Annotated in this window: 16 protein-coding genes; 7 read left to right on the top strand and 9 right to left on the bottom strand. The window is 57.4% G+C overall.

What is annotated here, in order from left to right; genetic code table 11:
* Nucleotides 1-89: 89 nt before the first annotated feature.
* The 9 genes from DHV10_RS12415 to DHV10_RS12375 form a co-directional block, all read right to left on the bottom strand.
* Entirely contained in the window at nt 90-926 is an 837-nt protein-coding gene (locus DHV10_RS12415) for a CheR family methyltransferase (RefSeq protein ID WP_109486700.1), read from the bottom strand.
* Nucleotides 923-2,044: a protein-glutamate methylesterase/protein-glutamine glutaminase gene (locus tag DHV10_RS12410; RefSeq protein ID WP_109486699.1), complete on the bottom strand. Its 1,122-nt coding sequence runs from the start codon at nt 2,042-2,044 to the stop codon at nt 923-925. Before DHV10_RS12410 ends, DHV10_RS12415 begins: the two co-directional genes overlap by 4 nt.
* Before the next feature lie 19 nt (nt 2,045-2,063).
* The gene (locus tag DHV10_RS12405; RefSeq protein WP_109486698.1) at nt 2,064-2,549 is read right to left on the bottom strand and encodes a chemotaxis protein CheW; all 486 of its coding nucleotides are present in this window, start codon (nt 2,547-2,549) and stop codon (nt 2,064-2,066) included.
* Between the two features lie 8 nt (nt 2,550-2,557).
* Nucleotides 2,558-4,276: a methyl-accepting chemotaxis protein gene (locus tag DHV10_RS12400; RefSeq protein WP_162601474.1), complete on the bottom strand. Its 1,719-nt coding sequence runs from the start codon at nt 4,274-4,276 to the stop codon at nt 2,558-2,560.
* A 66-nt stretch (nt 4,277-4,342) separates the two neighbouring features.
* On the bottom strand, nt 4,343-6,034 hold the full coding sequence (locus DHV10_RS12395) for a methyl-accepting chemotaxis protein (protein ID WP_109486696.1): 1,692 nt from the start codon (nt 6,032-6,034) through the stop codon (nt 4,343-4,345).
* Between the two features lie 86 nt (nt 6,035-6,120).
* The gene (locus DHV10_RS12390) at nt 6,121-9,153 is read right to left on the bottom strand and encodes a hybrid sensor histidine kinase/response regulator (protein WP_109486695.1); all 3,033 of its coding nucleotides are present in this window, start codon (nt 9,151-9,153) and stop codon (nt 6,121-6,123) included.
* Between the two features lie 10 nt (nt 9,154-9,163).
* Nucleotides 9,164-9,466, bottom strand: a complete 303-nt coding sequence (locus tag DHV10_RS12385; protein ID WP_162601473.1) for an STAS domain-containing protein — start codon at nt 9,464-9,466, stop codon at nt 9,164-9,166.
* Nucleotides 9,429-9,914, bottom strand: a complete 486-nt coding sequence (locus DHV10_RS28265) for an ATP-binding protein (protein WP_109487147.1) — start codon at nt 9,912-9,914, stop codon at nt 9,429-9,431. Before DHV10_RS28265 ends, DHV10_RS12385 begins: the two co-directional genes overlap by 38 nt.
* Nucleotides 9,914-11,056, bottom strand: coding sequence for a PP2C family protein-serine/threonine phosphatase (locus DHV10_RS12375; protein ID WP_109486693.1), 1,143 nt, complete (start codon nt 11,054-11,056; stop codon nt 9,914-9,916). The genes DHV10_RS28265 and DHV10_RS12375 overlap by 1 nt, the downstream gene beginning before the upstream one ends.
* 284 nt (nt 11,057-11,340) lie before the next feature.
* Between DHV10_RS12375 and DHV10_RS12370 the strand changes: the two genes are divergently transcribed.
* From DHV10_RS12370 to DHV10_RS12340, 7 genes are all read left to right on the top strand, one after another.
* Nucleotides 11,341-11,631, top strand: a complete 291-nt coding sequence (locus DHV10_RS12370) for an Hpt domain-containing protein (RefSeq protein WP_162601472.1) — start codon at nt 11,341-11,343, stop codon at nt 11,629-11,631.
* Nucleotides 11,632-11,681: 50 nt separating this feature from the next.
* Nucleotides 11,682-12,230, top strand: a complete 549-nt coding sequence (locus DHV10_RS12365; protein ID WP_275425917.1) for a response regulator — start codon at nt 11,682-11,684, stop codon at nt 12,228-12,230.
* Between the two features lie 229 nt (nt 12,231-12,459).
* Nucleotides 12,460-12,837: a response regulator gene (locus tag DHV10_RS12360; RefSeq protein WP_109486691.1), complete on the top strand. Its 378-nt coding sequence runs from the start codon at nt 12,460-12,462 to the stop codon at nt 12,835-12,837.
* A complete protein-coding gene (locus DHV10_RS27995) occupies nt 12,834-14,969 on the top strand; it encodes a putative bifunctional diguanylate cyclase/phosphodiesterase (RefSeq protein WP_109486690.1) in 2,136 nt (711 codons plus the stop codon). The genes DHV10_RS12360 and DHV10_RS27995 overlap by 4 nt, the downstream gene beginning before the upstream one ends.
* Entirely contained in the window at nt 14,966-16,966 is a 2,001-nt protein-coding gene (locus DHV10_RS12350; RefSeq protein ID WP_109486689.1) for a TonB-dependent receptor plug domain-containing protein, read from the top strand. Before DHV10_RS27995 ends, DHV10_RS12350 begins: the two co-directional genes overlap by 4 nt.
* 10 nt (nt 16,967-16,976) lie before the next feature.
* Nucleotides 16,977-17,534 carry a YfiR family protein gene (locus tag DHV10_RS12345; protein ID WP_109486688.1) on the top strand — a complete coding sequence of 186 codons (558 nt, stop codon included), beginning with the start codon at nt 16,977-16,979 and terminating at the stop codon, nt 17,532-17,534.
* Nucleotides 17,531-19,072, top strand: a complete 1,542-nt coding sequence (locus tag DHV10_RS12340; RefSeq protein WP_109486687.1) for a sensor histidine kinase, YfiR-like protein-associated — start codon at nt 17,531-17,533, stop codon at nt 19,070-19,072. Before DHV10_RS12345 ends, DHV10_RS12340 begins: the two co-directional genes overlap by 4 nt.
* Nucleotides 19,073-19,134 lie beyond the last annotated feature (62 nt).

Here is a 19,134-nt window from a genome sequence, read left to right as displayed (position 1 = left end):
GAGACTGCGCGCTCGCCAGCTCGCATCGACTGACGGAGGGTCAGGAGCAGAGACTGAAGACAAGTGACATACGTTTGTAGTGCAAATCTCTACTGCTTCCGTTGATAGAAGACGGAGCGCAGGTAGCGTTTAGGCTCCAACTCCTGACAAAATCCCGAGATTGATTCGGTCGCGCCGATGATAAGGCCGCCATCTTTAGCCAGGCATTTCGCGAGGTTCTGGAAGAGCCTGGTTCTATCCGGGTCGGTAAAGTAGATCGCTACGTTGCGACAGAAAATGATGTCGAAGGGTGTCGGAAATGAAAACGGCTCCAGCAGATTCATGGTCCTGAAACTTGCCATCGCTCGAATCTCATCCCGAATTTTCCATCGATCTCCTGATCGAATGAAGTGGCGCGCGACGGCATCCGGAGACAGACCCCGTTCCACCTCTAGCCGGTTGTACTCTCCATAACTCGCATGAGCGACAACTTTATTCGAGATATCCGTCCCCAGGATCCTGATGTCGTACCGGCTAAGGTCGCCCAGCAACTCCTTCAACACAATCCCGGTGCTGTAAGCTTCCTGTCCGGTGGAGCACGCCGCACTCCAGATTCGAAGAGTGACGCGGCCGCCGTTGCTGCTCCTCTTATCAATCAGATCAGGAATCAGTTTGTGCCGCAGTAGATCGAACGGCGCACTGTCTCGAAAGAAGGAAGTTTCATTGGTCGTGATCGCCTCAATGATCTTATTGCGCAGGCGCGTTGTCCGATCCGCCTTCGCCTTTTGCACAAGTTCTGAAAAGCTCGATGCGTTAACCTCGACGAGCAAGCTCCCGAGGCGGGTCTCCAGTAGGTAGCCCTTCGAGTCATCCAGATGAACGCCGCAAATGTCCTGTATATACCGCGACCATGCCGGCATCTCCTCACGTCGCAGTACTACGGTCATCGCCGTCCTTCACGCACTGCCGCAACGATGTGCGGTGCGATCGCGTTCAAAGGCAGAACCACATCGGCCAGCCCTGCATCGACAATGGATTTCGGCATGCCATATACAACGCAACTCGCTTCATCTTGCGCGATTGCATAGCAGCCGTGCCTCTTGAGCAGGCGCAAGCCAAGAGTCCCATCATTCCCCATGCCCGTCAGAATTACCGCCAACGAACGTCCCGGAATCCGGTTTGCTGCCGAACGAAGTAGACAGTCAACAGCAGGCCGGCAATTGTTCTCGGGCGGATCGTCGCTCAAGTTCACCACAGGACGACCATCAGCGCTTGTGTCCAATCGCAGATGGCGGCCGCCCGGAGCAATATAGGCCGTATTCGCCACGATCGCCTCGCCCTGCACCGCCTCGACCACTCGCACCAGGCATTTTGAAGCAAGGCTGTCTGCGAGCGACTTCGTAAATACGGGAGGCATATGTTGAACAATGACGATCGGTACACCAAGATCTCGCGGAAGGGCCGGAAGTAGCTCACCCAAAGCTTTTGGCCCTCCTGTCGAGACACCGATCAGCACCATCTCCGGCCTGGCAGGACGAAATATACGCTGCATACGCCCGGCGACTCGCTCGACAGACGTCTGCTCTGGAGAAGCGTCCGGCCCCGTCGATGGCCCACTTGGCTGCTCCTGCGACCGTTTTCCTCCAAGGATAGATCGAACCTCGAGACGATGCGCAATCGCCCGAAGTCTCGGCACCAGATCCGACTGCAACGTTCGCCTGGCTTGATCGGAATCATTCGCCTCCGGTTTCGATATGAAGTCGAATGCGCCTCTCTCCATCGCTTGCATCGTAAGATCGCCGGCGCGCGGTGAAGTCGAACTGACCACCAGCACTTCCAACTTGGGGTATCCCTGGCGTAGAAGCGCGTCGATCACTCCGACGCCATCCAGTTCAGGCATCTCAATGTCAAGCGTCAGTAGATCGGGACTCAATTCCTTCACCTTCTGCAAGGCGATCCTGCCGTTTGCGGCAGTTCCGACAATCTCCACACCCGGGATCGTGGCGAGGACGTCGGCGAGCAGACGTCGAAAGAGAACGGAATCGTCAGCAACCAAGACCTTCACGCAGTCCTCCTCTGCCGATTTACTCAGCCAACGACGTGTCGCTTCCACTGTTGCCGTCAAGTACGGAGGGCAGGTGCAGAAGTCCTGCCAGCCCGTGTCCCGTTCGGAAGACCCCGCGAAGTTTCTCCGATTGCACGTTCGATATATTGGATGGGGCGCGCTGCAGAGCGCCGGCTTCCATTGCAAGTGTCCCCTCAACCCTGTCCACCAGCAGGCCAACCGGTTCTCCATTCCAGTCTGCGATCAGAAGACGTGTCTCCGGAGTGGCGCGAACCACGCCAAGCCCGAGCCGCTCGCACAAATCGATAACCGTGATGATCCGCCCCCGCAGATTGCGAATCCCTGCCACAAAAGCCGGTGCATGGCGGACCGGAGTCAACTCGCCCATCATCGCTACCTCCTGGACCAGCGTGGCATCGATCCCGAAAACCCCGTTTTCGCCGAGTGCGAAGGTGCAGACCAGCAGTTCACCGGCATATTCAGAGTTGACGACTTTTTCCTGCATCGTGCACCTCAGACCTTGAACTGGGCTACTCGCGCGCCCAGCTGTTCTGCCAGTCTCGAGAGATCGGCTGCATTCGTTTGCACCCGCTCTCCGCCCTGGCGTATGTCACTTACTGCACCGTTGACTCCGGCTATATCTGCGGCGATGCTCTTCGAAACGACGGCCGTATGTGAAACCCGCTCATTGACGTCGCGCACGCCTTGTGACGCTTGGGCGATGTTCCCGGCCACGTCTCGCGTTACAGTTGCCTGCTCCTCAATCGCCGCCGCAATGCTTGTCACGATCGTGCCCACATCTCCAATTACCGTCGTGATCTGTCCGATCTCTGTAATCGCTGCTCCGGTAGACTGCTGGATACTGCCGATACGCGCCTTGATATCCTCCGTTGCATCCACAGTCTGGCGCGCCAGCTCCTTGATCTCGTTGGCGACCACGGCGAAACCTTTGCCAGCCGTTCCTGCACGGGCGGCTTCAATCGTCGCATTGAGAGCGAGAAGATTGGTCTGAGCCGAGATGTTTGTGATCGTCTCAGTTACATTGCCGATCTCCTGCGCGGCTTGCCCAAGCCTCTGCATCTGCCCGGCTATGGTTTGAGCCTGTGCAGTCGCCTGTTCGCTGATCATGTGCGCTCGGGCAGTGTTCGACGAGATGTCGCCCACCGTGGCGCTCATTTGTTCGGTTGCTGCGGCTATCGAGGACAGGCTGCTCGATGATTGCTCCATGCCGGCAGCGATCGAAATCGTGTTAGCGCTTGCCTCTTCTGCCGCGGCAGCTACCGTGTGCGCCTTCTCCGATGCTTCCGCAGTCCCGGATACGGTCTGCCTTGAGGAAGCGGCCAGATCAGCCGCCGAGGCGCTCAGTGCTTGAACACCAGCTGAGATCGCTGCGAGCAGCTGACGAAGACTGTTCTTCATCGCGTTCAGAGCCTTCGTTGCGTCGCCAATTTCGTCCTCCGACTCCACGGCGAGATCAGCTGAACTCAGGTCGCTGTTCGCTATCCGGTTGGCAAGCTGAACCGAGCGTCCCAGCGGCCTAATCACGAGCCTGCGAATCGCGAGGTACACTGCAGCCGATGATGCGAGAAGCGTCAACATCGACAGCAGAAACGTTGCCACAGAGTTGGCGTTTGAAGCTGATACCAGTTCCTCGGTCGAAGCCGTGACAGAGAACGCGCCGCGAAGATCGCCAACCTTGTAGCCTTCCCTGATTCCTCCCACTGCATCTCGCGATCCGGCGGGATCTCCGTGGCAAACCAGACAATCCTGTGTCAGGCGAACCGGCTGCGCATAACGCATGACCTGCCGATCTCCGCTGCCCTCCCGCTCTGAAAATTCCTGCAGATTGGGATCGGCCTGAAACGCGAGCAGTGCGCGCCGTTCAAACTCATCGGGCCGATGCAGAGGATTCCTCGGCGCCAGGGAGGGTGTGCTGAATTTCATCCCGTTCCGTTGTGCGTACGCTTCTGCGACGCTCCATGCCGCTACGACTGGAACCTGTTTGAGGCTCTTGAACTTCCCGCCCGGGACCAGAGTATCCAGATTGCTCGAATACCAGCGCTGCGTTGCCGTTGTCATTCCGGTAATCTGGCGAATCTTGTCCCGGAAAGCCTCTTCTGCCTGCCGGTTGATGCGCCGCTGCGTTATCCAGAAACTGATAATCGAGGAAACCGCAAGAACGGCTACCACCGTTCCTGCGACCTTGCCGGAGAGCTTCATTCGTCTGAACATTTTTGTTTCCTGTTCCCGGTGATCACTGCCGACCGGTCGCGGCATGGGCCTGATCTACACGTCCTTCTAAACCCTGAACTGAGCTACCTGTGCCCCGAGTTGCTCCGCTAGGCGAGTCAATTCGATCGCGCGGTCCTGAACGTGTTCGCCGCCCCTCTCGATTTCCGTAACCGCCGCAGTGACGTTGCTGATGTCTTCTGCGATGCTTCTCGATACCTGCGCGGTCTGTGATACACGATCATTTGCATCGCGCACGCCGCTCGAAGCCTGGGCAATGTTGCCGGCCACATCCCGGGTCACCGTAGCTTGCTCCTCAATGGCTGCCGCGATGCTGGTCACGATCGTTCCCACATCCTTGATCACCGTCGTGATCTGTCCAATGTCGGTGATGGCCGCTCCGGTCGACCGCTGGATACCGCCGATGCGCGCTTTAATGTCTTCGGTGGCCCCCGCCGTTTGCCTGGCCAGTTCCTTGATTTCGCTGGCCACCACAGCAAAGCCTTTGCCTGCTGTCCCGGCACGAGCCGCTTCGATCGTCGCGTTCAGCGCCAGCAGATTGGTCTGAGCCGAGATGTGGGTGATGGTCTCGGTCACCTGGCCAATCTCCTGCGCGGCCTGGCCGAGTTTTTGCATTTGCTGAGCAATGGTCTGGGCCCGCGCAGTCGCCTGTTCGCTGATGGCATGAGCTCTTGAAGTGTTCGAGGAGATGTCCCCAACCGTGGCACTCATCTGCTCGGTTGCCGCAGCAACGGAAGACAGGCTGCTCGAAGACTGTTCCATGCCTGCCGCGATCGAGATTGTGTTCGCGCTCGTCTCCTCGGCTGCCGCCGCCACTGTTCGCGCCCGGTTCATCGTCGAAGCGGTAGACTCGGCGGTCTGGTTCGCCACTGCCGTGAGTTCGCTCGCAGACGCCGCTAGTGTGCGCACGCCCGCGGAGATGTCGCCCAGCAACGTGCGGAGATTCTCAGACATCGTCTGAGACGCCACTGCCAACTCCCCGAACTCATCAGGTCGTTCAAGAATCGTTTGCGGCAGCCTCGTGCCGCTCAAGTCTCCACTTGCAATGGCTTTGAGTCGGTTTGCCACCAGGGACAGAACGGTCGCCATGCGTCCGCTCAGCACGATCGCAATGCCCATACCGGCCCCGACCGCCAGCAAGGTCGTGACGATCAGGATCATCTCCGACTGACTCTGGAACCGGGTACTCTCGTCAACGTCATCCTTCATCAATGACGTAGAACTGTCGCCCAGTTCATCGGTGACCGTCATAACCGCATCGCCCGACGGCTGAACCCGCGTCCGGTAGTCGTTCTCCACCGCCGTGATGCGTCTCTGGCCCCCCGCGATCGCTTCAGCAATAATGGTGCCTTCCTCTCGTTCCATCTTCGGAAGTTCATCGGCAAGCCGGGCTACGCGGTCCTTGTTGGCCTGCAAGACGAAGCTCTTGCTGAGTTCGGGAAGCGGCGCGAAAGCTCCATTAAGATCCTTCCACGCATCTTCGAACCTCTGCTTTGAAAGTTGCGCTGACTTCAGATCCCCGCGTCGTACGTCGAGAAATACAGCTCTTATCTCGGATTTGGCCCGCTCCCGGTCTGAATCGATAGCGGCCACCGCGAGCGTAAGAGGCATTCGCACTTGCTTGAACCGTCCGAGCTTGCTTTTGATTTCCACGGTTCTCCAATACACCACCATGGATGAGATCGTCACTAGTCCAAGAACCGCGGCGAATGCGAGCATCAACTGTCCGCGCATCTTCATCGTTACAGTACCTTCCCTTTCATTGGCCGGAGCCCTCCCGTTCGAAGCGAGACTTCGCGAGAGGCTCCGCGATTCTCATCTCCGGTTCAAACATTGGCCGCTGCTGCCGCATGCGTGTATTCCCTCAATCGCTCCAGCAGCCTGTCTCGGTCGAGCTTCGTCTGATAGTCGCTAATACCGGCGGCCAGCCCGCGCGCCGCATCATCGTCCGCAGCCAGCGAAGTCAGCGCAATCACAGGCAGGTGTGCGGTTAGAGCGTCGGCTCGAATCCGCCGCGTCAAACCCAGGCCGTCAAGCCGCGGCATCTCAATGTCGGTGACAACTGCACTCACTTCGTCCAGGCTTCTCAGCAGCAACTCCCACGCAGCCTCTCCGTCATTCGCCGCCAGCACCGCATAGCCATCCTCCTTGAGGAAGCGCTCAATCTGCGACCGGAAGAAGTCCGAGTCTTCTGCCAGCAGAACCGTCAGCTGTCGCTCGATTCCCGGCTCTGGCCTCTCTGTTGCCAGTCTTCCGTTTCCGCGTTCCGGAAGCAGCGAATCAGCCAGCTCATAGAGGTCGACGATAAGTGCCGTCCTGCCCTGAATGATTGTCGATCCTGCGATTCCGCTCTGCCGGTGGGTCGTATGTTCGACGCTCCCGCTGGTTTCCACTACGTCAACCGGCAAAGTTCCAAGCAGCCCGATGTCTACTCCACGTACTGTGGCGAGGATGACTGCAAGTTCACCAGAGGCGGGAATCGGCTCCACCTGCGCAGCGTCTGATAATGTTGCCAGCGGCAGCAGGCCACCATCGAGTTTCATCGTGCGTCTACCGCCGATCATCTCCACGCAAGCGGCATCAACGCGCTCGATCCGCCTCACAGTGTTCAGGGGAAGAGCGCACAGCACGTTGGGCGGGTTGTGAAACAGGACAAAAGTATGCCGGTCGTTCGATGCGTCCTCGTGGGCGATCTTTGCGGCGGTATCGGAAATACCGGTCGCACTCAGGCTCGCTTTAACAGCAAGGTTGGCAACGTCGAGAATCAGGGCGAGTGAACCATCCCCTAAGATGGTGGCGCCTGCATACTCCTCCAGTCCCTTCAAGTGGCCTCCGAGTGGCTTCACCACAATCTCTTCGGCATCGTGGAAACCGCTTACAACCAACCCATAACTTTGGGCGCCCGTTGTAACCACAACGATGTTTGACGCGTCGCCTTTCTCGCGCTGGGAGTCTCTCTCCGAGCCCCTCCGATCCGAGATCTCTCCTGCTGAAAGGTATTCGCCGAGCCGCACCAGCGGAATGAGGCGGTCCCTCAACACCAACACTTGGGCGTTGCCCACGGTTTCGACGCGGGCTCTCCCCTGGCCGGGAACCACGTGACACATCTCTTCAACATTGATTTGTGGAATAGCGAAGCGCTCACCTTCAACAGAGACAATCAGCGATGGAATGATGGCCAGGGTCAGCGGCAGCTTGATGCGAAACCTGGTCCCGCTCCCCACCGTAGAGATGATCTCCACCTTTCCGCCGAGCCTATCCAGGTTCGTTTTGACCACATCCATCCCAACTCCCCGGCCTGAAATCTCGCTGACCTCTGAGTTGGTTGAGAGACCTGGCAGGAAAATCAAGGACATCTTTTCCTTTGCGGTCATCCGGTCCAGCTTCTCGGCAGTCACCAGACCTTTACTCATTGCCGACTTGGCGATCCGCTCGGCATCGAGTCCGCGCCCATCATCGGCAATCTCTACGACCACGTGCCCTGCTTCATGGCGTGCGTCGAGATTCAGTACTCCCTGACGAGCTTTTCCCGCTCGAATACGGATCTCCGGAGGTTCGATTCCGTGATCGACGGCATTCCTCACCATGTGGGTCAATGGATCGGAGAGCGACTCGATAATGCTCCTGTCGAGAGCCACCTCCTTGCCTTGAATTTCCAGCTGCACTTCTTTGCCGAGGGAAGCAGCTAGGTCACGCACGAGCCGCGGGAATTTACCGAACACGTTTCCAATCGGCTGCAGCCGGGTCTGCATGACAGCGTCCTGCAACTCCGACGTTATCTGGTTGATCCTCTGATCGGCGGCATCGAGAGCTTGCCCGTTCTTCTGCGCGATAGAAGCTCGCAGCTGATTACGGCCGAGTACAAGCTCGCCGGCTAAATTCATGAGCAACTCCAGCGTTGCTACATTTACGCGGACACTATCCTCCGTTGAGTTTGACTTTACCGGGCGCGATGTTCCGATGGATGTATGTGACGTCTGCGCTTGTGCAACTTCACTGCCCGGTGTCTCGAGAACTGCCTGCATTTCAGCGACAGAATCCTCTCTCGTCTTCTCAGATCCTTCTTTCGCCGCTTCCGCGGAATGCTCGCTGAGCAGCTTCACTCTGTCCTGCATCTCCGGAAACAGAACGTCGATCTTGTCAGGACCGAGCGTAGTTGCGAGAACAAGCTTCAAAGGCACACGGTTGCAGATCGGATCATCAAGCGTCCCAACCGATTCGAAGTCGACCTCGCAATCCACGACTTGTCCGGCAGCAAACAATCTGCGAAACACTGCGAGCACATTTTCGCCGCGTCGTTCGATGTCATGGATGAGATCCATTTCCACGACGTAGAAGCGATTGCCGGCATCTTTCGCCCGTTCATAGTCAAACTTCGATAGCATGACCGGTGCGCCGCCACCCTGAGGCTCAAGCGTGACCCGTTCCCAAACGGAGGACTTCTTCTCTCCCGGAAGAAAAGAGGAGGCGAGAGCGGTCAGGCTCTCGACCAGGTCATCAATGTTCGTCCCGTTGCTCTCGCCCGGTCGGTTGATCATCTCGCGCAGTCGATCGAAAGCGCACAGCAGCAGGTTCGTCACTTCGGCATTCGGTGGGATCCTGCCGGAGCGGATCATGTCGAGCACAGTTTCTGCGCGATGGGCAAGTTCCTTCACTTTCGTTAGCCCGAAATATCCGCTTGCGCCCTTGATCGAGTGCGCTGCCCGAAAGACCTTGTTCACCAACTCAGAATCGATGTTGGAGCCTCCCTCCTCCATGGCCAGAAGGTCCGACTCAATCGTAGTGAGGTGATCCCGAGACTCGCTGATGAACTCCACAAGCAGTTCATCGTTAAGTGCCACATTCAGTTCTGAATCCATCAAGGCGCTCCTATGCGACTCTGGCGCTCACATTCAGACGTGCCGTTAGCCTCATGTTCTGCAGCAACCGAAAGATCTCGGGCGACGCGTTGATCACGCGAAGCTCTCCCCCAGTACGCATCGCAGTGTTTGTCGCTGCGATCAGCAAGCCGATACCTGTCGAGTCGAGCATTGCTGTTTCTGCGAGGTCGAAAGTGAGCCTGCGGATCCCCTCAGTCAGCAGGTTCTTTAGCTCTGCCTGAAGGTCGGGGACGACAAGTGCGGTCAGATTTCCATCAAGCCGAATCAATACGTCTTCTTGTTCGCGTTTCACACTGCATGCGGCCATCCTGGTCATCCCTTTCTCTCGGCTTCTCAAGCCACATCTCCACAGCGTTTCCGCTGCGAGTGAATCGGACTCGTTCTGCATACAGCATGCAAATCTGTAGTCCGCGACCGGACGGCGTGACGCTGTCCGGCAGCCCCTCCCGTGTCTTTTGCCACCGGAAACCCGGGCCGTGATCCTCTACTGTGAGGCGGATCCATTTCCGGCCAACAGAGAGGGTCAGACCAACTGTGTTATCGGCGTCAGCGGGCGCGCCATGAATTACTGCATTGTTAAGGCATTCCCTCGCCAGCAGTTCAATCGAGAAGCAAAGACTCGCCAGTCCTGCACTCTGCACAAAAAGTCGGAGCTCTACATACAGCGGCTCGGCTGCCTCCAGGCGCAGAGCAATCTCCCGACTGAATTTGCAGATTGATTTCCGCCGAGAAGACGACATTAGACATCCACTCCTAGAAGCAGAAGGTCGTCGTTTGCACTGCGATCACCGATCAGATCGTCAACCACCGAGGGAACTGCCATGGCAAGCGGCATATCCTTTCGGGAAATGCAGGCCGAGATGAGTCGACTCAGACCAAGATCGTGCGTGCAGCCGTTCTCAATCAGGCCGTCCGTATAGAGCCAAAGCCGATCGCTTGGCTGCAGGGTCGTCTCGATATTCCCAAAGACAGCGTCCGGGAAGGCTCCAAGCACGTCGCCTTCCACCCTCAGGATCAGCGGCTTCTCTTCAGTGGCGTGTATGACGATCGCTGGCGGCTGACCCGCGCTCACCAAGGAAAGACGCCTGGTGCGATGGTTGAGCCTTGCATAGGTCAATGTGAAGAACGCCCCAGAAGGCATGAAGTGGTGCAATGAGCTGTTCAGCGCATGCACAATGTCCCCGGGAGTATTCAGGGGAGTCGCGAATTCTGCAGTCAGTGCTTTCAATGAAGCAGTCCATAGCGATGCCGCAAGGTCATGCCCGCTCGCGTCAGCCACCAGATAATCCACAACCTCCGGGCCGGTCGGAATCACGTCATAAAAGTCGCCTCCCGCGGTCAACGCCTGCCGGATCGAAGCAAAAAACCGCGTCGGGTGATCATCCTTCAGTGCCGGCATAAGAGTCTGCTGCGCGCTTGCCAGGTTGTGCAGTCGTTCTGCATGAAGCTCTGACAACCGGTCGTACGCCTGTCTGAGCCGCAAATGCGTTCGCACTCGGGCAATGACCTCAACTCCCACAATCGGCTTTGTGATAAAGTCCAATCCCCCGGCTTCGAAACCGCGCACCTTGATAGAGGGATCATCGTGCGCAGAAATGAAAAGGATCGGCGTCCTCGACGTCGTTCCTTCCGTCTGCAACAGGCGGCAAAGATCAAGGCCTGAACCGTCGGGCAGTCCGACATCCATCAGGATCAGATCGGGGCGTTTTGAGCGGATCAGTTGCAGAGCTGTCGAACAGCTGCCTGCAGTCGCCGTGCGCAATCCTGCTCGTTCTAGAAATCCGGTCAGCGATCGGATAACGCTGGGCTCATCATCGACAACCACCACCAGCGGCGAGGGTTCCTTGTCATACATCGGCGACATGCCGCAGTCATCACACATGGTTCTGGCTTGTCTATCGGCAGATTTGAGCGAGCAATCTCTCCGCGCTCATCTGCTGCGGAGTCCGCTTCCCCTCATGGGTGATCCCGCTTCTGACGATAGGTAGCAATGAGGGAGTCAATCGGGTTCCACCTGCAATGAGCTACGCGAGAGCGCGACGATGGAATACTTCTGCCGCTGTCAGAGACTTGAACGCTCCCTCGGCGTCTGCGTCGGAGGAGGGAATCATGCTGCGGCGACACCTTGACTGCGATGTCTTCAACCGGGAGGCGTTCGTTCAACGGATGATGGGCGACGAAGAGTTTGCCCGGGCAATCGCAGCCATCTTCGCTGGTCGACTGCCGGCTCTGCTCAACGAAGTTAAAGAAAGCATGGCGAAAGGCGCAACAGAAGCCTTTCAGGGTTCCATTCACACCATCAAGGGTTCAGCCGCGAATGTCGGCGGTGAAGCCCTCAGCAACGTTGCACAAAGGATTGAACAGAACGAAATCGCGTGTGAACTGCCGGTTTTGATTGCCGATCTGGAGTCACAGGCGGAACTTCTCATGGCGGTCATTCGGAACTGGACAAAGTGACCGGTAACCAGGCGCCTAATCCTGAGGCAGACTTGAAACCCTGAGGCATTATGTCTAGAGCAAGTGGAGTACGACAGCAGTTCAAGGCGCGAAAGCATCAAACCCTGAACCATGACAACAAAGACAGCTCGCGGAATCAATTCGCTGTTGCCAACGCATCTCTTCCGGCTACCCTGCGACGCAGGGCAAGACTGAAGATTCTCCTCGTTGAAGACGACTTCGCCTCGAGAGCCATGTTGCAGGGCATCCTTCTTCCTTACGGAGACTCTCATGTAGCAGTCAATGGAAGGGAAGCCGTTGACGCCTTCGGCGCTGTGTTCAAAACAGGAAGAAGATACGATTTGATCTGCATGGATGTGCATATGCCGGAAATGGACGGCACCGAAGCTCTTCGACAGATCAGGTTGATTGAAGAACGTGAGGGAGTGCTGTCCACCTCTGGCGTCAAAATCTTTATGACGACTGCATTGGGCGATCTCAAGACGGTCAGCTCCTCCTACAGATCGTTATGCGATGCCTACCTGTTGAAACCTATCAGTGCGTCGCAGCTGAAACAGCATCTCATCGATTTCAAGCTGCTGAATCCATCGAAGCGCTGAAGCCCCTCGTATCGACCCTGCCTTTGCGTGAATCGCTCACTGATCCAGGTGCGATAAGCGGGACGCGAGCCCATGGTCTGCCCACAGCGAGTTCGCATACGCCGCAATGCTTGCCTTCTTCGATGCCCAATCACTCATCGCCTGAATTTCTGGCAGCATCTGCCGATAAGGAATCCAGGTCGCTCCGCCTTGAAACAGGCGTGCTAGGAACCACTGAGAGGAATGCGCGATGGCGCGGGTTTTGCTGGTCGAGGATAACGAACTGAATCGCGACATGCTTTCGCGCCGTCTCACCAAATGCGGCTGGCAGGTCACGTGCGCCGAAGACGGGCTCCAGGGAGTGCGACTGGCAGAGCAATACCGGCCGGATCTGATCCTGATGGACCTCAGCCTCCCACTCCTCAGCGGATGGAACGCCGCCCGCCAGATCAAAGCAGACGCGAACCTTCGTTCCATCCCCATCATTGCGCTCAGCGCGCACGCCATGCGGGATGATCGCGCATCTGCGCTCGATGCAGGATGCGACGAGTTCGAAACTAAGCCAATCGAGTTTGAGCGGCTCATTCATAAGATGTCCTCGTTGACAGTGGGAGAACCTCCGCGATGATTTACAACCGAATACTCGTTGTTGACGACGAAGAGCTGAATCGCGACATCTGTATGCGTCGCCTCGAGCGCAAAGGGCTCCACGCTGTGCCTGCGGCTTCCGCTCATGAGGCGATCGAACACTTGCAGCGGCAGACATTCGACCTCGTGCTCCTCGATTACATGATGCCTGGACTTAGCGGGCTTGACCTGCTCAGGTTCCTGCGTCGCTCATGGTCCGCTCAAGAACTGCCCATCATCATGGTCACCGCCGTGACAGACAGCACGAGCATCGCCGAAGCCCTTGACGAAGGCGCCAACGACTACATCACCAAGCCAATCGACTTTTCCGTTGCAATGGCCCGGATCCGTTCGCAGCTCTCTCGCAAGCGGGCCGAAGCCGCTCTACGCCAGAGCGAAGAGCGATACGCTCTTGCCGCTCGCGGCGCCAACGATGGCCTCTGGGATTGGGACCTTGCCGGTAACATCGTCTACTATTCGCCGCGCTGGAAGGAGATGGTTGGCTACGGCGAGAGCGAGTTGTCACAAGATCCTTCAGAGTGGATCTCTCGGGTCCATGAAACTGATCGTGAACTTCTCGAAGAGGCCTTTCAGCAACATATCGCCCCCGGAGCCGATGCCACCTTCGAGTGCCAGTACCGCCTTCGCCATCGGGATGGATCCTACCGCTGGATGTCCGTTCGGGCTCTTTCTGTTCGCAACGAGCAAGGTATGGCTGTCCGCATGGTAGGCTCTCAGAGCGACGTAACCGAGAAGATTACAACCGACTCTCTAACGGGTCTGGCCAACCGCCTTCTTTTTGAAACCCAGCTCTCTGACTCGTTGCTGCGCCTTCACCAGAGTGGAGGCGCCCCTTTCGCAGTCGTCTTCATCGATGTGGATCGCTTCAAGCTGATCAACGACAGTCTTGGTCATGCTGCGGGCGACACATTGCTCCGTGAAGTTGCCCTCCGGTTGCGCAGATCCGTGCGAGACATCGAGATTTCCAGCCGTGCCGACAATGACGTGGTCGCACGGCTCGGGGGAGACGAGTTTGCCGTCATTCTGAACGGGATCGGCGATCGCATGCTGGCTGAAAAGGCTTGCGAACGGATCGCCATGTCCATGCGCCCCGTCTTTCGTTTGCCTGAAAACGAAGTTTACTGTTCGTTGAGCATCGGTATTGTTTTGGCTTCTGAGACTTCAACGGATGCCTCTCTCCTGCTTCGCGACGCGGATACAGCAATGTACGCGGCTAAGGCCGAAGGCGGCGGGCGTTGGGCAGTCTTCGAACCGGCAATGCAGGATCGCGTCCGGTTGCGGCTGCAAACTGAGACAGATCTTCGCCACGCGCTCGATCGTGGAGAACTTCGCGTCTTTTACCAGCCACGCGTGATGCTCGAGACCGGAGAAATCCGCGGCTTTGAAGCGCTTGTGCGGTGGATCCATCCTGTACGAGGGCTCATCATGCCTGCAGAGTTCATACCGGTAGCCGAGGAGACGGGTCTCATCATCGGCATAGGTGCCTGGGTGCTCCAGGAAGCCTGCCGTCAGATGCATGAGTGGCACACCCGCTTCCCGCACGTTCCTCCTCTCGATGTGGCCGTCAATCTGTCTGTACGGCAATGCCGCGAGCCTGGATTGGTCAATCAGATTAAGGCAATCCTCTGTGAAACCGGATTGCCTCCCGAGTGCCTCCACCTTGAGCTCACAGAGAGCCTTCTCCTCGAAGACGTTGAATCCGCAAAAAGGCTCCTCCAGGATCTCAAGCGTTTGGGCGTCGGCCTCAAGATCGACGACTTTGGCACTGGATACTCAAGCCTCAGATATCTTTGCGACCTGCCCTTCGACACTCTCAAGATCGATAGGTCCTTCACCGTGCAGCTGGCGTCAAGCGTGATCGACTCAGGCGAATCTTCCATGATCAAGACCATCATTGCTATGGCTGAAAACATGAAGATGGGCGTCATCGCCGAGGGCGTCGAGTCCGAGGAGCATGTCCAAAAACTCTTGGCCTTTGGATGCCAGTTTGGCCAGGGCTATTTCTTTTCCAAACCCGTCAGTGCAGCAGATACGGAAGAGCTACTGGCAACCCGGTGGAAGTCCGCGCATCTTGAAGCAGGCGCTGACGTCGTCACAGGTGAACTTAGATGATCAAGAGTGTAATCACGTCCATTGCAGCCATCGTCGTTCTAGGATGCTGCTCCCAATCAAACGCGCAGAACGGCGCGCTTCCGGATCTGTCTGCGCTCAATCTGGAGCAGCTCACCAGAATTGAAGTGAACACCGCATCGCGTCGCGATCAAAGCCTCTTCGAAACTCCCGCCGCCGTCTATGTCATCACGCACGAGGAGTTGATGCGCTCGGGTGCGACGAGCGTGCCCGAAGCGTTGCGCATGGTTCCAGGAATCGAAGTCGCTCAGATCGACGCGAATAAGTGGGCCGTGAGCGCACGGGGCTTCAATAGCAGATTTGCCAACAAAATGCTCATCATGATCGATGGACGGAGCATCTACAACCCCGTCTATTCTGGAACCCTGTGGGACCAGAACGATCTGCTCATCGAAGACATCGATCGAATCGAAATCGTCCGCGGCCCCGGAGCAACGATGTGGGGAGCCAATGCCGTAAATGGCGTCATCAATATCGTGACTTCGAAGCCGCGCGCCTCTGACCGTACCTTGTCCGTCCTGCACGGCGGGAACATCGATGAAGTTGCATCTGAGCGCGTGAGTTTCGCATCGAGCAATCTCGTCAGGTCTCGCATTTACGCCAGGTACGTGCGGCACAGAGACTTGCTTTCCATCGATAACGCATCCGCGGGGGACGGTGGCACATCTGAAAGGATCGGGGGGCGTCTCGACTGGCACGCCTCAAATCGGGATCAGCTGACCTTTCAAGCGAACCTGTTTCGAAATCCGGAGCAGCAGCGAATCTGCTTCGGCTACAGCCCTTCTGAATTTACTTACAGCAAGATCTATGGTGCCGGCGGCTTCGCCATGGGGAAGTGGGAACGCAAGTTCGGCACGTCCGATTTGGCTCTGCAGGGCTACTTCACAGATGAGCACCGAAACGAAATCGGCATGAAGCTCGACATGCGGGTTGCCGACATCGATTTCCAGCACCACATCAATACCGGCTCCGGTAATGACATCGTCTGGGGCACTGGCTTCCGGTGGACATCCGACAAGGTTCTGGGGCAGCAGGCGTACTTCACGCACTCAGACCATCTCGTAAGCTTGTTCAGCGCCTTCATGCAGGACAGCTATCCGCTTCTACCCGCCAAGCTGACGCTCACGGCGGGATCGAAGGTCCAGTGGAATTCCTACACGAACTTCGAATGGCAGCCGCGCGTGTCACTCATCTGGACACCGGACTCGACGCAGGCACTATGGGGAGCAATGTCCCGGGCAGTCCGTACACCATCTGACCAGGACCGAGACGTGCAGTTTCTCTACCCCATGGGCGAGGCGGACGCAATGCCTCTTTTCGGATTGATCTCCGGCAATCCCGGCTTAAAGTCAGAAATCGTAATCGCAGAAGAGGTGGGCTACCGCCGCCGCTTCGCAAAATGGTTCTCCGCGGACCTCGCGGGGTTCCTGAACAGGTATTCGGACCTCCAGGCAACGTATTTAGGGGAGCCATACCTTCTCCCGGGCCCGCCGGCAGGTCTCGTCCAGCCGTTTGAATATGTGAATGGCTTTTCCGCTCACGCTCAGGGCGTCGAAGCATCGATAGGCTGGACTCCAGTCGCGTCTGTTCGAGTGCTTGGCAGCTATGCCTGGATGCAGGCAAGGCTGCACAAACATGGGGACGTCATGGTCCAGCCTTCCGGAGGACAGGACTGGAGTACGCCGCGCAACACCTTTGACGTTCGAGCTCACTGGAGCGCAACTCGGACTTGGAGCATCAACGCTGCTCTCAATGGCAATTCGACCGTCCCATCCTCACTGAACATTCCCATCGCGGTTGTTGCGGGACATACGCGCTTCGACATGCGCGTTACGCACAGCTTTGGCGAAGGATTGGAATTCGCGGTCGGCGGCACGAACCTTCTGCGCTCCAGCCACCAGGAGTTCTATCCGGAAGACTACACTCTGAACGCCTTTGTGCCTCGCGGACTGTATCTGTCACTGAACTGGGCTCGTTGAGACTGCTTCCATGAGAGCAATACGACTGATCTGCCTGGCCGGAGTAATCGCCTTCGTCGCGACATCACTCGCGCTCTGTTCGGCCCAGGAGCCCATGCCAGATGAACTTCAGGTCCGCGCGGCAATCGTCGTAAACCTCGTTCGCTTCATAACCTTCAAGTCGAACCGTGACGAGATGCACGGACCGCTTCATATCTGCCTGCTTGGATACGACCAGCAAAGCTCGGCGCTCGAGAACTACCTCAGTGCGCATTCCGTTGACGGCCGGCCATTCCAGGTGCGTCGGGTATCAAGTTCTGAGCGCTTCGACGAGTGTCAGGTTCTGTATATGTCCTCTACGGAGAGGCATCACTTCGACGGCCTGTACGCGTCTTTGATCGAAGCTGGAGTTCTGACCATCAGCGATGATCCGGCCTTTGCCACATCCGGCGGGATCATCGGGCTGCCCGTCATCGGCGATCGCATTGAGATCCAGATCAACCTGGCCTGCGCCGAGCAGAGCGGCATTGCCATCAGCAGTCGCCTGCTGGGTGTCGCAAAAGTCATTCGAAAGGTCGCCGGCAAATGATCAGCAAATTTGTCGCGCGTAGGCGTATCCGTGCAAAGCTGGTCGTCCTGTCTACTGTTGTCGCGGGGAGCGCACTGCTGCTTGCAGGAATTGCATTCTGGATCTACCAGTCCCTTCTGTATGTTGAAGCTCTTAAACGCGAGTCCTCTACCATTGCTCAAATGCTAGGCGATAACAGCGTCGCCGCGCTCACATTTAGCGACAGGGCTGCGGCCACTGAGATTGCGAACACCCTGCGGGCCGAGCCTCGAGTTGCGAAAGCATGCTTGTTCGGTTCCACTGGCGCCGTGCTTGCGACCTATGCACGCAATGGCGAGCCGCGTGATTGTCCGCCTGTGACCTCAGGTGTCACTGCGCGCTTCACCGCTCACCACCTTCTCATGTTCCATCCCGTGTCGTTCAACGGAGATTCACTCGGCTCCGTGTATCTCGAAGTTGATCTGGCGGAGATGTACGGCATGTGGCTTCGCTTCGGCATCATCAGCACTTTCGTCTTATCCCTGGCCACCCTCTTTGCAATGGCGCTGTCTTCAAAGCTGCAGCGCACCATCTCCGAACCGATCCTCCATCTAGCCAGCATCGCTGGGCAGGTTTCAGGTAGCGGCCATTACTCCCTTCGCGCTGTCAAGACCTCAGACGACGAAACCGGCCAGCTCATCGATCAGTTCAATGACATGATGGCGAAAATCGGCGAACGCGATCGCCAATTGCAGCGGGCGCAGGATGAGCTGGAAACCCGCGTGCAGGAGAGGACGCAAAGCTTACTCATTGAGATCGCGGAACGAAAGGCCGTTGAGCAATCTCTGGTCAATGCCAAGCTCGCTGCTGAAGCCGCAAACGCCGCGAAAAGCGGATTTCTGGCCAACATGAGTCATGAACTGAGAACTCCCCTCAACGCAATCCTCGGCTATAGCGAGATGCTCGAGGAGGATGCGCGGGCTACCGGCAACACCTCAGCGGTTACTGATTTGCAGCGCATCTTGTTCGCGGGACGCCACCTCCTTGACCTGGTCAATGACGTTCTCGATATCTCGAAAATCGAAGCTGGAGCTTTGCAGTTGCATCTTGAAACTGTCCACAGCCACGACATGACAAAGGAACTGGTCGCTACTGTCGATCCCTTGGCCCGACGAAATGGAAATCGGCTGGAATTCCGAGTCGATGACGGCGGCTTCATACGCGTCGACGTGATGAGGTTCAGGCAGAGCCTGCTCAACCTCCTCAGCAATGCCTGCAAGTTCACAAGCAACGGTAAGATCTCCCTCACCGTATCCCGCGCCGTTGAGGGAGGCAAAGAGATGCTCCGGTGGGACGTCACCGATACCGGTATCGGTATATCCGATGAGGATATGAAGAGGCTCTTCCAACCTTTCAGTCAGGTCGATTCTTCTTCGACGCGCCGCCACGGCGGAACCGGTCTAGGTCTGGCCATCAGCAAAAGACTCTGCAGCATGATGGGAGGCACAATCACACTCGCCAGCACCATCGGAGTCGGGAGCACTTTCACAGTACAGATGCCGCTCGTTGATCCGCAGTGAACGTCAGCGCTCAACGCCCTCCGTCACTCGCGCACTCGTAGCTGGAGGTTCGGATCGTTCTG

The organism is Occallatibacter savannae (assembly GCF_003131205.1).
In the GTDB taxonomy this organism is placed as follows: Bacteria; Acidobacteriota; Terriglobia; order Terriglobales; family Acidobacteriaceae; genus Telmatobacter; species Telmatobacter savannae.
Note: the sequence above shows the minus strand (reverse complement) of the source record. Positions and strands in the feature narration are given on the sequence as shown.

What these genes read in the sequence shown, in the direction of transcription:
- DHV10_RS12415 (WP_109486700.1), bottom strand. Translation starts at nt 926, where the DNA reads ATGACCGTAGTACTGCGACGTGAGGAGATGCCGGCATGGTCGCGGTAT.
- DHV10_RS12405 (WP_109486698.1), bottom strand. Translation starts at nt 2,549, where the DNA reads ATGCAGGAAAAAGTCGTCAACTCTGAATATGCCGGTGAACTGCTGGTC.
- DHV10_RS12400 (WP_162601474.1), bottom strand. Translation starts at nt 4,276, where the DNA reads ATGTTCAGACGAATGAAGCTCTCCGGCAAGGTCGCAGGAACGGTGGTA.
- DHV10_RS12395 (WP_109486696.1), bottom strand. Translation starts at nt 6,034, where the DNA reads ATGAAGATGCGCGGACAGTTGATGCTCGCATTCGCCGCGGTTCTTGGA.
- DHV10_RS12390 (WP_109486695.1), bottom strand. Translation starts at nt 9,153, where the DNA reads ATGGATTCAGAACTGAATGTGGCACTTAACGATGAACTGCTTGTGGAG.
- DHV10_RS28265 (WP_109487147.1), bottom strand. Translation starts at nt 9,914, where the DNA reads ATGTCGTCTTCTCGGCGGAAATCAATCTGCAAATTCAGTCGGGAGATT.
- DHV10_RS12375 (WP_109486693.1), bottom strand. Translation starts at nt 11,056, where the DNA reads ATGTGTGATGACTGCGGCATGTCGCCGATGTATGACAAGGAACCCTCG.
- DHV10_RS12370 (WP_162601472.1), top strand. Translation starts at nt 11,341, where the DNA reads ATGATGGGCGACGAAGAGTTTGCCCGGGCAATCGCAGCCATCTTCGCT.
- DHV10_RS12365 (WP_275425917.1), top strand. Translation starts at nt 11,682, where the DNA reads ATGTCTAGAGCAAGTGGAGTACGACAGCAGTTCAAGGCGCGAAAGCAT.
- DHV10_RS12360 (WP_109486691.1), top strand. Translation starts at nt 12,460, where the DNA reads ATGGCGCGGGTTTTGCTGGTCGAGGATAACGAACTGAATCGCGACATG.
- DHV10_RS27995 (WP_109486690.1), top strand. Translation starts at nt 12,834, where the DNA reads ATGATTTACAACCGAATACTCGTTGTTGACGACGAAGAGCTGAATCGC.
- DHV10_RS12350 (WP_109486689.1), top strand. Translation starts at nt 14,966, where the DNA reads ATGATCAAGAGTGTAATCACGTCCATTGCAGCCATCGTCGTTCTAGGA.
- DHV10_RS12345 (WP_109486688.1), top strand. Translation starts at nt 16,977, where the DNA reads ATGAGAGCAATACGACTGATCTGCCTGGCCGGAGTAATCGCCTTCGTC.
- DHV10_RS12340 (WP_109486687.1), top strand. Translation starts at nt 17,531, where the DNA reads ATGATCAGCAAATTTGTCGCGCGTAGGCGTATCCGTGCAAAGCTGGTC.